Consider the following 15097-nt stretch of genomic DNA (forward strand, 5'->3'; position numbering starts at 1 on the left):
ACTATCTTACTGAAATCTTCTGACCCTTAGCCTGAGCACAGGACTGGGTAGATGCCTTCACGATGTAAATGCCGGATGGAACACGGAGAATCATTCTCTGCTTATCAGGCAACTGATAACTGTGAACCATCTTGCCATCCAATGTAAATACCTGAACCCCGTCGAGTTTCTCACTACCCAAGGCAGAAACAACGATCATGCCTGCAGCTGGTGAGTAAACCTTCACCGGTGCGCTCTGCTCTTCAGCCTCCATGCGGTCGATGCCGGTTGAGGTACGGGTCTGGGTGAGGAAGTATCTTCCGTGGTCACCCGCCTTCACCTTCACGGCCTCGCCTTCATGAACTTCTGTAAAGCTTGCCGATGCAGCATCATAGAGATAAACCGGAGCATCGAGCTTGTTCACACCCTTCAGGGTGAGTGAAACCTCTTCTGCCTGCTGGCTCACGATACCGAGTGGAATCCAGGACAACTCAGGAACAGCATTCACAGCCACTGCCTCGTTGCCGGCAACGGTATAAACCTGCGGAACATCCTTCAGGTTCTGATCATACAAGAGATCCACATCCTCCTGGTCATCATAGTCGGCAGAAGCCTCCGGACGCAAAGCGATGCGTGCCTTTGAGGTCTGGCCGTTGGAATTCTCTGTCGTTGCTTCAATGCTCTTGACATAGTCTGATGCCATCAACAGGCCAGGAGTGATAGTGCGGTCAACATACATCGCAGAAGTGAACCTTACATTTTCTACCTTTTCGCCTTCTTTCTTCTTGACAAAGAACGACTGGGTAGGCTGGATAGCGTAGTTCTGCTTATCCAATTCTGCATTGGAAATCGCCTTCACCTCGCCATTCTCAACCATCCATATTGCCTTTTGCAAACCAGTATTAGCCTCGAAGAACTTAGCCATAGAGATAGAGCAGGTATATGGATTAGCCACGAGATAGAATCCACTGGCGTTATCTGTTGCCAAGGCCTGGGTCTTCTCTGCGAATGTCTTCTCTTCATTACTGTAAGCTACGAGAAACTTGCCATGGCCATTGTTCTTACCAACAGTTACTGATTTACCACCAGAAGTCGTTGATCCATCATAATCGAAGTACTGATATTTGGTATCAGCCTTTGGCAAACGGAGGAGCGCTTTCTTAGTCTTATCCTTCGGCAGGAGGGCATTACCCGCCTTGATAGAGAAACCACCGAAGGTTCCATCTGCAGCATCGGCATAGCTCTCGTCCACCCTATTATATACATGGCTCCAGTAGCCGAGATTCATATCAACATTTTCTGGAGCAGCTACACTTGGGTAATGAGATGCAGGATAATCACTCTTAGGTGTGATTTCCTTCACATCACTCTTCATCCAAGCTCTCTGATAAACCGGATACTTGCTCCGGCTATATACATTCGTATCAAACGTGATATCCTCAAACGCCTTGGTTTCCTGTCGTCCATCCTTTGCTGGCACATACATATCACCGGCGTAGATATACTGCAGAGGCGAAGCCATGGTGTACCACTTGTTAGGCTCCAGCTCTTTCTCTACCCAAGCCTTGTCATATACCAGATAGCACTGGTCGCGAAGCTCACCCTGAGGCTTGAAGTAAATCTGATGACAGGTATTGCCATAGAACTTCTCGCACTTCAGATTACCTGCTTCCAATCCCTTATTGGCATCTGCCTCATTCCAGAACGCCATGATGTCATACTGGATATACTTCGTGGCTTCATTACCCTTGCCATTGGTCAGTTTGGTAGCAATCTGATTGGTGCTACGGTAAACCACATTACCGAGGTCAGGGAATGGCAAACCATTCAGATTGGCAATAGTGACCTTGGTAAACTTCATTGGCACATAGCTGTTCTGCGTAGGAATATCTATCTTCGATGCAGATGCTGCCGCAGAAATTGTACTGCTGCCATAAGTCTGATAATCGGTATAATCCTTATCATACAATTCTGTAGAAGAAGAGCGATGCCAGTTGGCATCATTGTTCCAGTTGGCGTTCATACCGCCATCGGCAGTAGGAGTCCAGGTAATGAACTCCGGTACAATCTTCACCTTGAGATAAGACTCGCCAGGGCAGTTGGTAGTTCCAGCTGTAGCTGCTCTCTTCTCGTAAGCGAATCGGAGTACATAGTAATATCCCTCGTGGAAATTAGCAACTGCATCATTTTCAAACTTGAGGTTGAGAGTAGTCTGAGTCTTTTTATTAAAAGCAGGCAGCTCTTCTTTCTCCAATGTTGCAACCGTTTGATTCAACTTCTTTTCCCATAAAGGATCATTAGTAGATGCAACAATTACGCTCTTCGAATTAACAGCAGGGGCTTTACTATCATCAATGAAAGTAAGTGGCTCAGTAATAGCTGTTCCATCTCTCATCGTAGCACCATGAAGAGGTACCTTCAAATATCCCTTAGAAGCCTTCAACTTCTCCAGCTGTGGCAAACCGATACGAAGCGATGCCTCATAACTGCCATCATTGAATGGATAATCCACATCATTGAAACCGAAGTTAAGCTGTGGTCCATCCTTCATTACACGCAAATCTACCGGTATAGCACCTGTACACAACAGATAGGTCTTACCATTGATTTCGTATGGAATATAACCATCTGAATTCTGAGTTCCTTTTGGCAACATAAAGATTTTATGTGTTTCACCCAAAGGAAGCTTTTCCTTGCTGATAGTGATTTCGTTGCTGGCTGCTTCGTTCAACTTATTATCTTTATGTATATCATTAAGATACCAGTAGAACTTAACATTATCCAATGTTATCTTACCACCATTATTAGGGTCAGTTGTTGTCAATTGTCCCTTGATTTTAACCTCATAGTTGTCAGCTTGATCGCAAGGAATCTTATAATCCGTTACGATATTGCCCTTGGTATCAGTAATGATTGGATGCTGGCTAACCATTTCAAACCAGTTACTGTACAACGAGCAGACTTCAGCAGGTGTGCCCCAATTAGCATTTCCCTTGGCAGGATCCTCTGTAGATACAGATACATAATACTTCTTACCCGTAGTCAAAGGAAAGTCCTTATTGCTGATAACAATATAGGTTTCACCTTCACTATCTTGCTCAATCATATTAGTACCATCGATCTCAAAGTTTTTACATTTTTCCTCTGAATCGTATACATCAACAGTACCATATTCTGTACCAGAAACTGTACTTGTATTACCGGTCGTTCTATCCTTCAAGGTATAAGAATAATCCGTATTTACAGGATTACCATCTTCACCCACAAATCTGAAATAGATCTTTGTATTTTTATGTCCCAAAATTGCATTCAAAGTCTCGTGGATAGCACGTATCTTCAGTTTGATGGTTCCAGTTGTAGCACCGTTACATACCGGCTTTTCCTGAATCACCTGAACCTTAGCCGGCGCAAGATACATACGGATATCATCTACGGCATAGTCGGCACCATCAGTATTGCTACAGTAATTATCAATCTCCAGTCGGAAATCTGAATACTGCTCTACATTTGACTCTTTTTGCAAAGTAATCTTACCATATACCTGGTACCAAGTTGCCGGTTTCAATTTTTCTACATTAGTTTTAAAATCACCAGACGCAAAACTATGTATCAGGTGTTTTTCAACAATATCATCATTGACATTTCTTTTAACACCAAATAGTTTAAACATAATCTGTGGCTTAGTATCCGCTTTAGTCATGTCAGCAACACCCGCTGTGAAGATAAGTTGCTGTCCTGTACAGAGATCTGCCGTGAAATCTGCAGCGGCGATTTTTCTACTTTCGTCTGATGCATCCACATAGAGGAAGTGGCCATACTGAGAACCATTGGTTATCTCATAAGTCTTATCATATAATTGTCCACTTTGCCACCAAAGATATCCATCTTTAAGTGTCTCACCATTACCGGAAATACCATTAACATTGGCAGATTTATACAAGCAATAATCTCCATGAAGTGGAGAATGACCGATTTCCCCCAGGTTAACCCACCAAGAAGCATCGCAGTCAATCAAATCACGATATACGAAACTATAAGCACGGCGATCCCATTTAGATGGTAATCGGTCCTGGTTGTCATCCGGACTTGTAGGAGCAGACACAGTCTGTTCTACATCATCATCATCAAATGTAATTGGCTTGGTAGCCATTTTATAATGCTCGTCAAGATAACTAATCAGTCTGTTATTCAATCCATTTTTAACGATCTCCTCTTTAGTCATCGGATGATTATTCATGAATCGAACATCGAAATTGGCAATAGGACAACGGTTTCCGTCATCATCCATTGCATATGCAACTATGAATACAGGATCTCCATAGGTAAATGTAAAACTCTTGCCAGTTCCTGTCAAAGATACAGGCGTCCACTCTTTATTAAGATCTCCCATCTTCAAATCAAAGAAGCGTTGGGTTTCAACAGGTGTAAGCTGAAGACAATAGGTCTTAGTCTTATCATACGCCCACCATTCAATCTTAGTTGCCTTGCATAATTTATTTTTATCGAAGTCGGATTCTACGAGTTTGTCCTTTTCAGCTGCATAATATACTCGTTTAGTGAAACCATAAAAAGCTCCATCTTGCTTATATACACCATTTGCTAATGGATGGAAATAATATTTCGTAGCATCTGACAATTCCAGTCGAAGAGTAACAATAGAAGAACTTTTATCCTTCATACCAACTGTTATATACTTACCATCCTCATAAGTTCTATAACCTGCTCTTTCAAGATTTTTGCCAATAGCTGTATTCATAATGTCGTCTGCTAACTTCTTGGCAGAACGGATATGGAAAATGTATCTGATAGAGAGCGTTGGCTCATGTACAAGATAAGTTTTTGTTGCATCCAAACCATCAATATAACGGCTCACATCACAGGCGATGTCTTCACCAGCCCACCCTTCAGATGAAGCTTCTGCTGGTGCAGTATATGTAACACCGATATTATCGCTACATGGTTTATCTGCCTTTTGAAGTTTGTAAGCAAACAAACCATAGTTCTTTCCTCCTGATATTATAGAATTCAGAAGAGTCGGTTTTGTTCCAGAGTTTTGACGTAAATTATTACTAGCTAAATCTGTCTTTAAATCATACCATCTGAAATAGCCTTGTGGTTCAAGATCTTTTCCGCTATTTTCATACTCATCGAATGGCAGCACTAACTCTACTTGCTCATTAGCATCTTTCACATAGACATAGTACTCCCATTCAGCAGTCTGCTGCCTACCCTTTTCGTCAAATGCAGTATTAGCATGGCCTACATAATGATTGAAAGGCATGCTATACTTATTATCCAAAAGCTGAACATTAAACTTTGCATTCAAAGTTGGCTCCTTCTCAACAACACCATATTTAGTAGTCAATTCAGAGACATTTTTGGAAATAACAAAAGATAATTTTATGTTATCCCAAGACTCACTACTAGGCAACTCTAAGGTAACATCCAAGTCTTTTGCTTGGATTGAGGAACCTGTATTATTAAAGTAAATATAGTCAAAATCCTTACGCTTCTGTATTTTTCCTGAAGAGACAGTAAGATTATCTACTTTGGTGTCATCTGTATGCTTTATAGTCCAACGTATATAGAAGTCCTTAATATCTTCTTTAGACGAAACACCCAAGATAGATTTAATCTCATCATATATAGAAGCACCACTGAAGATACATTTGTTTCCTTCTTTTAAAGCATAAGCAGATTTTACCGAAGTAGGATCAGTTGCCTTGGTGAAAGTTACAGCATCAATATTACTCTGAGAATAAAGCTGATAAGTATATGTAACATCTGCCGTTGTCTTATCTGTTTCAAAATTATTCGTATTAGAAGCCTTTACTACAAACTTATAACCAGAGAGATCTACATTAGTAGTATTTATCTTAAACCTAAACAAATCATTTAATCCCCAATTATTCTTCTCTTTATAAAAAAGATAATAAGTCTCAGCTTTCTTGAAACCATCACCATTAAAAGAAGAATATGCATCATTAGATTCCTGATTCCACAAACCGAGTTTAATATTACCTAGATCTACAATAGCATCAGACTTGTCAAGAAAATAAAACTCAATATAATTATATTTTGCCATATTATCACTACCAACAAAGATACTTTGCATATCAATAGATACGCGGTTCACATCGGTTAAAAAAACATTATTCGTATAATTATCACTAGCCCATATAGCATTTGGCAGCAATGCAAGCATTGCTACCAACATATATCTCATTACACTATTAAAAATCTTAGACTTAAACATAAGCTTCAATGTTTTTTAATATAAGTATTATTGTTTGGTTCTGAAATAGTAACTCTGTCTCGTATATTTACGAGCAGCATAGCTTCTCAAATCCTTGGTGAAAAGTATCTTATATATAAGTTCTTTTCCTGAGGCACCTGGCACAGGGACGGTGACCTTGTAGAGGGCGCTCTGCTTGTCGGCTTTGTCATCATTGAAGGTTCCTTCGAAATAGCCAGTGGTTGTATTCCATGATGGAAGGGTTTTAAACACCAACTTGGCATTCGTTTCGGCAGCAGCGGCATCTGCCATACCTTCGGGGATTAACTCCCATTTTACATTGTCATAATCGATGGTTCCAGTCACATCTGTGTCATCACCTTTTACTACCTTTGGCTGGATATGGAATTCCTCTTCCGGGTAATTACAGGTGTAGGAAAGAGTGGTTCCGTAATCTGTTATGGATGGATAGAGACCGATGGCAGTGAAGGACTGAACATCAAACTTCAACTTGTAATCATCTAATGAGATTGGTAGAATGTGATGGTCGTTGCGAGCTATCGTTGTCCAATCCTGGAACAGAGCGTAACGCTTGACTCCTGCTGAAGTATTCAGGTTGATGATGAAATACTTGGAAGTATTGCCCGCTGCGCTTTCATTCACATAGAATGAAATTTCATTCTCTTCAGTATAAGCTGATGTATTCTTAGCAATCATCTTTGGTGAAGACAGCTTATAAGTATAATTCTCCGTTGCAGCCTGCCCTACCAGATTTGGAGTACATGTAACTTGAGCATTATCTGCACCAGATGACGCATCAGAATGCTTTGGCAGCAACATGATGTTATCAGCATCTGCATTATCTTTGCTATTCTTAGTAATATCGCTGATGGTAATATCTTTGATTTCCAAAGGAGTAGCACTTGGATTCTTAAACCGAAGTGTAACCTTCGCCAGCATTCTTACTACCCAAAGATTATTCTTATCAGTTGTTCCATCTTGGTTTACAGTAAGCGTCTGCTCATTACTCATAGGAATACCAGAAATAGTAGCATCGAAGCCATTGCCATTCATCTTATATTTCATGTTCTTAAAATCAACAGCAGAGCCGTTGGTCAACGTACCCAACTGCGTTTTATCAATATTGGCAAAAGAATAGACCTGATAGGTGCCTGGGGCTACATTCTCCAGAGTAACCTCGTCTTCCTCAGCATGCTGAGCATCAACCTGAGTTTTCTCTATGGTCTGCACTACCTTATCACCTTGAGTAAGAACAACAAACCAGCTCTTCATATTCTCTGCATCGGAACCAGACTCCCAGTCTGGAGTAAGAGCACGGCTATGAGGTGCAGCCTGACCTATAGAGCCAGACGCAGAAGTAGAGAGTTTGAGATGAATGGTAAAGCCATTCTTGCTTCCTCCATCAGGATTATCAGACATAGAACTGTCGTCTGGCGAGCAAGCCGTAAAGGTGGCAAGCATCGTCAGTACCAACAGCGCCATTATCGTTTTTATCTTATTCATATCTATTACTCATTATTATCCGTCTTATTACATGGAAGTCTCTGCATGGGTATACTTTGCCCACTTCTTGACAGCAATCGTGAGAACCATACCCTTCTTCTCACCCACTACTCCTTCTATCTTGATACGATAGATATTATTGCGGACAATGCCATAATACATAGGAGCAGTTTTAGGACCTGTACCTGTTGGATCACTATGGCGAATGGTGTAGGTATAGTATTTATCTGTACCGGATGTACCCGCCTTAGGCTGCTTTTTGGTTGAATCCCAATCAGAAAGCTCATAATACTTGCCTTTAAACACCAGTCCTGTTGCATACTCTTCTGAATTATCAAAAGTAGTATTCTCCATCGCATAATCAAGAACGAAGAAAGAAGAGCTTGTTGAACCTAAAACTTTCTTGACAGGAAGGTATCCTGTAGCAGATGGCCAACCTGCATCATTTAACTTACGAACATTATATGTAAGACCACTTGGAGTAGAACCTGTATTCTTACCAGAAGTCCATGGATCTATCACATAGTTTGTAGCTTTCTTGTCGGTTTCCGAAACAGTTTTCTCATCACCCAAATAAGTCAGAGCAGTTCCCGTTTTATCTCCCACACGCTTAATGCAAAACTCACCGGAAGTAAGCTTGTTGTAAGGGAGAATAGACTCCAAAACAAAGCCACCCACTAAATTGTTTGAAACATCCTTCACATCAAAAGCATAAGTTCCGGTACCAGGATTTGTAGGAGAATCAACATACTTACCATCACCTGGATCAATATCAATACGGGCAGCTAGACGCTCTATATCAACATTTACTGTAAGCGGATTAGCCTCGGTTCCATCACCAGTAGCATTACCACCAGCAGAAGTCAACTCGGTAGTAGCATCCTTCTCTGAAGTCATGATAAAGTTATTCGAAGCAGCATCAAGTGCCTGAAGATGAGCATCTCTAAGTTCACTCAATTTCTTGTTCAAGTAGGTTAGAGTGACGTCACCGGCATTCGCTACCACCAAAACATGATATGCCTTGGAAACGACGATTGGCAAACATTGCTTTTTCTCGAACGTATATACCTTATCATATCTTGTATTACCAGGCTTCTCTGTTGGTTTCTCAAAGTAGAAAGCCTGCTCTATCTTTGCATCGCCATCGCTTATGCCTGTAGTGCTAGAGTAAAGAAATACACAGACATTGTTCACCTTATATTCGTTTTCAAAAGCCGTTTCTCTACCATCACCGTCTTCCCCTCCTTGAGGACCTGCTGCACGAGACGTGGCTTTGGTATCACCAGCCACAGCTACCTGCACAGTAAAGTAAGCCTCTCCCTTGAAGGCGTCGGGCTTGCCGTCATCATCATCGGTGCTGCCAGCGCAGGATGCGAAAGCACCGATGACAAGAACTGAAAGCAGAAGCAGATATATTGATTTCAACTTCTTCATAATCCTCTTAGTTGTTAAGTACTTCAAACTGTATTCTCTGACTCCAGCTAAGCGCATTCACGCTGATAGTAATGTAAGCGTATTTCAACTTACCATCTTGAAGGAAGAACTGTAACTTATAGTCATAAGCTCTATCCAAGAACTCTTGTGGAGTATACATATATTCCTCACTGGTGCGAACTCGGCTCAAGAGGTCAGGCAAATCTACATCTACCACGGTCTTGCCTGTTTCCTTGTTGGCGATGATCAATTTTCCATCGTCCTTCGCCTTATCGTGATAAATCAGACGGGAGGTCATAAAGTCGGCATGAGCTATCTTGCCTACTCCTTCCAATTCATTACCATTGACATCACCTGCAGTAGAGCCTTCACGGTCTTCTGTATTCCAAACAGCATGTGGAGTATAGATTACCTGATTAGTCTCATCAAGTGAATTGTCACAGAGGATGTGGGAATTATGGTCTTGGATGATAAAACTATAGTCGTTTACATCCATTGTGGTTGGGTCGTTGAGTTCACGCAAGGTAACATTAATCTTCTTGGTATCACGTACCAGCGAAACGGTGGTATAGTTAGGACGGGTAGCGGAATACTCTACGAGCGCATCAGACTTACCATGCCACAGGGTATCGAGTGGCAAGTTGTGGTTATCTATGATATAATAACCATTGCGCTGAATCTTATCAAGGTTTACTTCCAATTTATCCATCTTATCGCCCACAGCAGGTTCTGTACGAACGAACTTTGCACGCTGGGTATTCAACTGATCAGCATAAGCATTCTGTCCAGCCAAAGCTATGAACTGATACTTGCCTGGTTGAAGATCGGTAATATGCATTTTATAGTCTATATTTTTCAAAGGCAGCGCAGATAAAGAGTTTGCCTCTTCGAATTTCTTCACAAAATTTCCATTTTCATCATAGACATAAAGGGTTACCGCCCCAACATGATCATTGAACATGTCAGCACGCTGCAAGTTATAGTCATACTTAAACTTGACATAAATCCCTGTAGGACAATCGTCGGTGTCGGTATGCCACATATCACAGGAGGCAACCGTCAAGAGTGTAGCAATCGCCAGCACTCCCCTTTTCACCAAGCTAAAAATCTGCGCTTTCATATATTTCTTCGTTTTATATATATTGAATCTAATTATTATCACATGAAGTGTCGGACAGAATCCGAATATCACCATCTCTTTGCATCTGGCGATGCGATGCCTTGCTGTTCAACAAGTTTGTTTATCAGATTATTTCTGATGTAGTTGTTTGTTTTATTATATATGCCCCCACCTGAAAAAGGTGGGTGGGGGCATGATTATTTTACTGAAGGATTGTATTCTGCTTACGAACAGCCCAAGAGAGAGCATTAATCTTGCAAGAGATATAACGCTTCAAGTTATCATCAGGAGTATCGTCATTGTTTACATTAAGTTCACCTGGTGTTGAAGCACCAATTGCTGCTACGCCAGTAACATCAAGTTTATACCAGTTGTTACGGAGAACACCATAACGACCCAACCAATTCTGCTCACTCTTTGGATCAGGATAAGATACGGTTGTCTTGTTTGAAGGATTCCAAGGAGTCAACTCGTCACCAAAGTGCTTAATCAAAATGGTATAGTATGCATAACCATCCTTGAACTCATTAACCTTAATAGTTGGCTTGAATGTTGTTAAGTCGGCATCACTAACAACCTGATCTGTTGTACCATCAGTTAAAGTCATCTTTGTGATAGTCACTTTTCCTGCTGCATCGGCAAATTCAACATCCTTCACAGTAATTGTTGCTGTTACAGTAGGATAATAATGTGTCTTTACATATGCAGAACCCATTTCTGCCAAGAATCTCTTACCAATTTCAGTCTTGACGTCATCTTTAGAATATACTACACCCTTATTGTCGTCAATAGTGAAGAAAGTACCTGCAGTGTAACCATCAGGGGTAATCTTCATCTTTACAATTGCACAAGTTGTCTCCTTTACATTCTGGTTAGCTACATTAAATGTATTCTCATAGCAATAAGTGCTTGCGCCACCTGCCAATGTTGGTTCGGCATTTCCATCAGTGAAAGAAGGAGCTACATCATAGTTAGCATCTTTGCCCCAATAGGTTCTGTAACCCTTACCAGCAGCAATTGCAGAAATACCTGCAAAACGGTAAGAATTATTGTCATAGTCTACATGGGATGCAGTTGTAAAATCTGTAGCATCAGACTTATAACCATTCCAAGTATTATCATACTGGCGAGTCAAATAAGAAGAGGTATTTACGTTAGCCAATCTCCAACCCTCCAAAGAATAATCAAAAGTTTTTGCTGCACCGCTACCTACACTAACTGTATTTTTAGAAGTACCTGTAGCATTTTCCAAAATTACCTTAGCAGCCAAACGCTCAACATAAATATTAGCAGCAGGATGAGAAGTTGCCTCTGACTCTGTTTTATAAATTTTATCTGTAACATCTGTCAATGTTGTAGCTTTCTCTTTACTAATATCAGCAGAACCTGGCTTGCTAATGATAACAGCATTTGACATCATCAGATTATCATTTGTCAAAGATGTATTTATATCCTTCTTTGACAAGTCCTCAAAGGTACCAGTAAAGTCAGTTCCATTTACCTGTAAAGTATTAGTAGAAGTTACTTTTAATGCATCATTATGGTTCAATACAACAAAAGCATATATTTTATCTGTAGACGATGCAGAAATCACGTTGATTTTCTGAACCTTTGATAAAGTAGTAGAGATTTGATCACTAGGCGTAAGATCCTTCTTCCAGCCACTTAAATTATAAGCAGCCTTAATTGTTGCTGTTGCTTCATCTGCTCCCGCAAAAAGGATAAGAGTGGCATCCTTAACATTGTACTCTTTTGCATCACCATGATCAAGAACATCATTAGCTGCACGCGAGGTTGACTGAGGCTGAGTAGGCAAATTCAATGTTACATTAACAAAGCCTTGACCATCGGCACCAAACTTACCAGTTTCACCACCATTCAGATCATCACTACTTGAACAAGAACCGAGCATCAGCCCCGCCAATGCAACGGAAAATAATAAAGTTTTCTTCATCTTGTAAGTTATTATCGTTGTTATTAATAATTATTTCTTTACGTTATAAACGTTCTTAAAAATCTAATTATATTACATTTTTATATATTTGGTTTACAATTCATCTAATACGTTATATTTGAGTTTCTTTCTATATTTGTAGTTAGAAAAAATATGCCTGGTTCAGGAGACTGTCCCAAGCCAGGGCAGTGCCCTGACTCTAAGGAACAGCTATATGAACCTAAACAGACAGTATGTATAACTTTATAGATTCTGTAAATTTTCTTTTGCAGAAGCAACACCAGCCTTGGCAGCCTGCTCCAGATAATAACGAGCTTGCTTCTCGTTGCCCTTCAGCATCTCATAGACACCTCGGGCATTCTGGGCATCGGCACTGTTTCCTGCCTTGTCGAGATATGATTTCGCATCTTCTGCATCACCGGCATTCAAGCGGGTTATGGCTGCATTCAGATTCGCTGTCTCGTTCTCTGGGAACATGCGGACGGCAATCTCCATCACATCATTAAACTCCTTGCTGCCTGGCTCGTAAGTCTGGGCTACCATGAACATCTCCTCCTGGCTCAACTGCTGTGGCTTGGTCTTGATGATCTCCTTTGCCTCTTCCACATCAAAAGGTTTCACCTTATAAGTAATGTGGTAGTCGGAATGGCGGAGGGCTGGATACCAGGTATCGAGCATAAAGCGATACTCTGAAAGATACTGCTTCTTGATCTTCAACTCCCGCGCATCCGGATTCAGACTCTTGTCTGCAATAATCGCCAGAATGGCATTCTTATGCTCCAGGTTGCTACCTTTAATATAAGCTATCAGACCATCCCAATCCTCTGGAGTAGAAGAAACAGTGAAGAGATTGTTTGGCAACTTCACCATTCGGCGGACATATTCGGTCAGCGTTTTGGCACGGTTCTTTGCCAGATAATCATTATGGGTGTAAGGACTCTCAGGTGATGCATAACCATGAATATTGATGCCGCTCACCTCGAGATTCTTATCTTCCTTCAATGCATTGATGGTACGGATAATGCTATCTAACTGTGCAGGATTACGGCGATAATCTGGATGCAACTCTATGCGATCTACCGGGAAATCAATATAAGCACGCTTATCAAGATGACGGACCTTGACCGCTTCTACCTCTGGACGGACGAAAGAAGCTACAGGCTGGCGACGACGAGTGATGGTAAAATCAGTACCATCCTGCAAATCACCACAACCGCAGAGGTCTTCGTGAATTTCGAGATCGTAGTTCCTTACCTTGGAAGACAGAGGAACTGATGCCAGATACTTCACGGTCTGCTGCTTCTTGTTGTCTCGCTTCACCACGAAAGCCTGAGGAGAAAGCTGCAACTGTTTCTTTCCAACCCCTCGGTCAAACATGATCTGCTGTCTTCTACCGTTGATTACAATCTCAGGCATCTTGAGCAACTCTCCCTTATGCTTGATAATCGGAGTATAGACAAGCTGGTTGTTGGTAGGGAGATCCAGGGAATCGAGATTCAGATCCATCATAACCGTAATCAGGTCATTGTGATGCGACATCTCTACATGAGATACCTTTATCTTTTCAGCAGCCAACTTGAGACTCTTGCAATCCTGGGCTGCAAGAGGCATAGCCATCAAAAGAGAGCTGAATAATAATATGTAGTTCTTAAAATCTTTCATACTCATAGATTATATTTAATGAGTTACAACATATAAATAAGAGAAATGGCTGCCTTGGTAGGACCCACGTAGTTGTCATGAGATGACTTCTCCTTCTCGCCACAGGCACCGCACTTGAACTTGTCGTACTGGATATAATCATATCCGAAACCTACAGAGGTTTCCAGGTTCCAGTGCTTGGAAAGAGGCCATTGATAACCAGCGGTCACACCACCACCTACATACCATCCCTCATAGCGATGATTACGTAGAGATTTGAAAATGCCTAGGGGTAGCTTCACTCCTCCTGCATTAAACTGTCCGCCCATGGCATGAACACCCAAGAACCAGCCATTGAAGCTCTGGCAGAACCAGTAACGATATTCTGGTTGCAAAAGCCAATGACGGAGGCTTGACTGGTCGCCACCAGACTGTTTCCAAGGATTGAAGCCAAAGAATACCTGAGCGGTATGCTTCTTGCCTAAGGCAGTCTCGACACCGAGATTAGGAGTTGTTGTAGCCCAATATAAGAGGTTGGACTTGACTCCCGTGTTTTGCGCATAATTAGCTAGTGATACAAATATGAGTAACACTGAAGCTAAAATCAATCGTTTAACCATCTATTAAAAGAGTTTAGTTAAGTCTATTTATTTATTTCGTTTTTACTATATCAATAGGTAATTATATAAATTTACCGTTTACATGATAATTCGCATTTTCTTGGGGCAAAAGTAATAAAAAGAAATGAATAGGGGGGGGGGGTATTTTTCGTAACTTTTTGGTGGAAAAAAACATTTTAGTACGTAATTTTGCTGATTTTATAATGAAAATCCACCATTCATTAACATTTTATGCATAAACGTCACTAAAGAAGATTCACCATAATTTTTGACAGGAAAATATATAAAGGTAGAAAGTAAAAGGGTAAAAAGGTAAAAGGAACTATAAAGGGTAAAAAGGTAAAAGAGTAAAAAGGTAAAAGGAGCTGGGAGGAGCTGTGGGAAAAAGCTGAGCGATAAGAAAGAAAACTGCATGAAAACAGAAAAGCCCCGACTACTTTCGTAATCGAGGCTTCTGAAATTGAAAGGAGGCGGCTACCTACTCTCCCGCATTGCATTGCAGTACCATCGGCGCAAGTGAGCTTAACTTCTCTGTTCGGAATGGGAAGAGGTGGGACCTCACCGCAATAACCACCTGATAATGGGTTATG

The 15097-nt window shown here is 41.1% G+C and carries 7 protein-coding genes and 1 rRNA gene; all 8 read right to left on the reverse strand.

The window, feature by feature from the left end; genetic code table 11:
• Position 1: 1 nt before the first annotated feature.
• The gene (locus ONT19_RS16140) at positions 2 to 6064 is read right to left on the reverse strand and encodes a T9SS type A sorting domain-containing protein (RefSeq protein ID WP_264953438.1); all 6063 of its coding nucleotides are present in this window, start codon (positions 6062 to 6064) and stop codon (positions 2 to 4) included.
• A 198-nt stretch (positions 6065 to 6262) separates the two neighbouring features.
• Positions 6263 to 7738 carry a fimbrial protein gene (locus ONT19_RS16145; protein WP_264953439.1) on the reverse strand — a complete coding sequence of 492 codons (1476 nt, stop codon included), beginning with the start codon at positions 7736 to 7738 and terminating at the stop codon, positions 6263 to 6265.
• A 27-nt stretch (positions 7739 to 7765) separates the two neighbouring features.
• Positions 7766 to 9172 carry a fimbria major subunit gene (locus tag ONT19_RS16150; protein ID WP_264953440.1) on the reverse strand — a complete coding sequence of 469 codons (1407 nt, stop codon included), beginning with the start codon at positions 9170 to 9172 and terminating at the stop codon, positions 7766 to 7768.
• A 7-nt stretch (positions 9173 to 9179) separates the two neighbouring features.
• On the reverse strand, positions 9180 to 10292 hold the full coding sequence (locus ONT19_RS16155; RefSeq protein ID WP_228115168.1) for a FimB/Mfa2 family fimbrial subunit: 1113 nt from the start codon (positions 10290 to 10292) through the stop codon (positions 9180 to 9182).
• 202 nt (positions 10293 to 10494) lie between these two features.
• Complete coding sequence (locus ONT19_RS16160) at positions 10495 to 12246, reverse strand: Mfa1 family fimbria major subunit (RefSeq protein ID WP_264953441.1); 1752 nt, start codon at positions 12244 to 12246, stop codon at positions 10495 to 10497.
• A 243-nt stretch (positions 12247 to 12489) separates the two neighbouring features.
• On the reverse strand, positions 12490 to 13908 hold the full coding sequence (locus ONT19_RS16165; RefSeq protein WP_264953442.1) for a DUF3868 domain-containing protein: 1419 nt from the start codon (positions 13906 to 13908) through the stop codon (positions 12490 to 12492).
• Between the two features lie 23 nt (positions 13909 to 13931).
• Positions 13932 to 14507 (reverse strand): DUF3575 domain-containing protein, encoded by a 576-nt coding sequence (locus tag ONT19_RS16170; protein ID WP_153113626.1) that lies wholly within the window; start codon positions 14505 to 14507, stop codon positions 13932 to 13934.
• 465 nt (positions 14508 to 14972) lie between these two features.
• Positions 14973 to 15085, reverse strand: a 5S ribosomal RNA gene (gene rrf, locus ONT19_RS16175).
• Positions 15086 to 15097: the final 12 nt, after the last annotated feature.

Source organism: Segatella copri (assembly GCF_026015625.1).
Lineage (GTDB): Bacteria > Bacteroidota > Bacteroidia > Bacteroidales > Bacteroidaceae > Prevotella > Prevotella copri_H.

Excerpts from the sequence above, each read along its gene's own strand:
- ONT19_RS16140 (WP_264953438.1), bottom strand. The coding sequence starts at position 6,064 with ATGGCAAAATATAATTATATTGAGTTTTATTTTCTTGACAAGTCTGAT.
- ONT19_RS16145 (WP_264953439.1), bottom strand. The coding sequence starts at position 7,738 with ATGAATAAGATAAAAACGATAATGGCGCTGTTGGTACTGACGATGCTT.
- ONT19_RS16150 (WP_264953440.1), bottom strand. The coding sequence starts at position 9,172 with ATGAAGAAGTTGAAATCAATATATCTGCTTCTGCTTTCAGTTCTTGTC.
- ONT19_RS16155 (WP_228115168.1), bottom strand. The coding sequence starts at position 10,292 with ATGAAAGCGCAGATTTTTAGCTTGGTGAAAAGGGGAGTGCTGGCGATT.
- ONT19_RS16160 (WP_264953441.1), bottom strand. The coding sequence starts at position 12,246 with ATGAAGAAAACTTTATTATTTTCCGTTGCATTGGCGGGGCTGATGCTC.
- ONT19_RS16165 (WP_264953442.1), bottom strand. The coding sequence starts at position 13,908 with ATGAAAGATTTTAAGAACTACATATTATTATTCAGCTCTCTTTTGATG.
- ONT19_RS16170 (WP_153113626.1), bottom strand. The coding sequence starts at position 14,507 with ATGGTTAAACGATTGATTTTAGCTTCAGTGTTACTCATATTTGTATCA.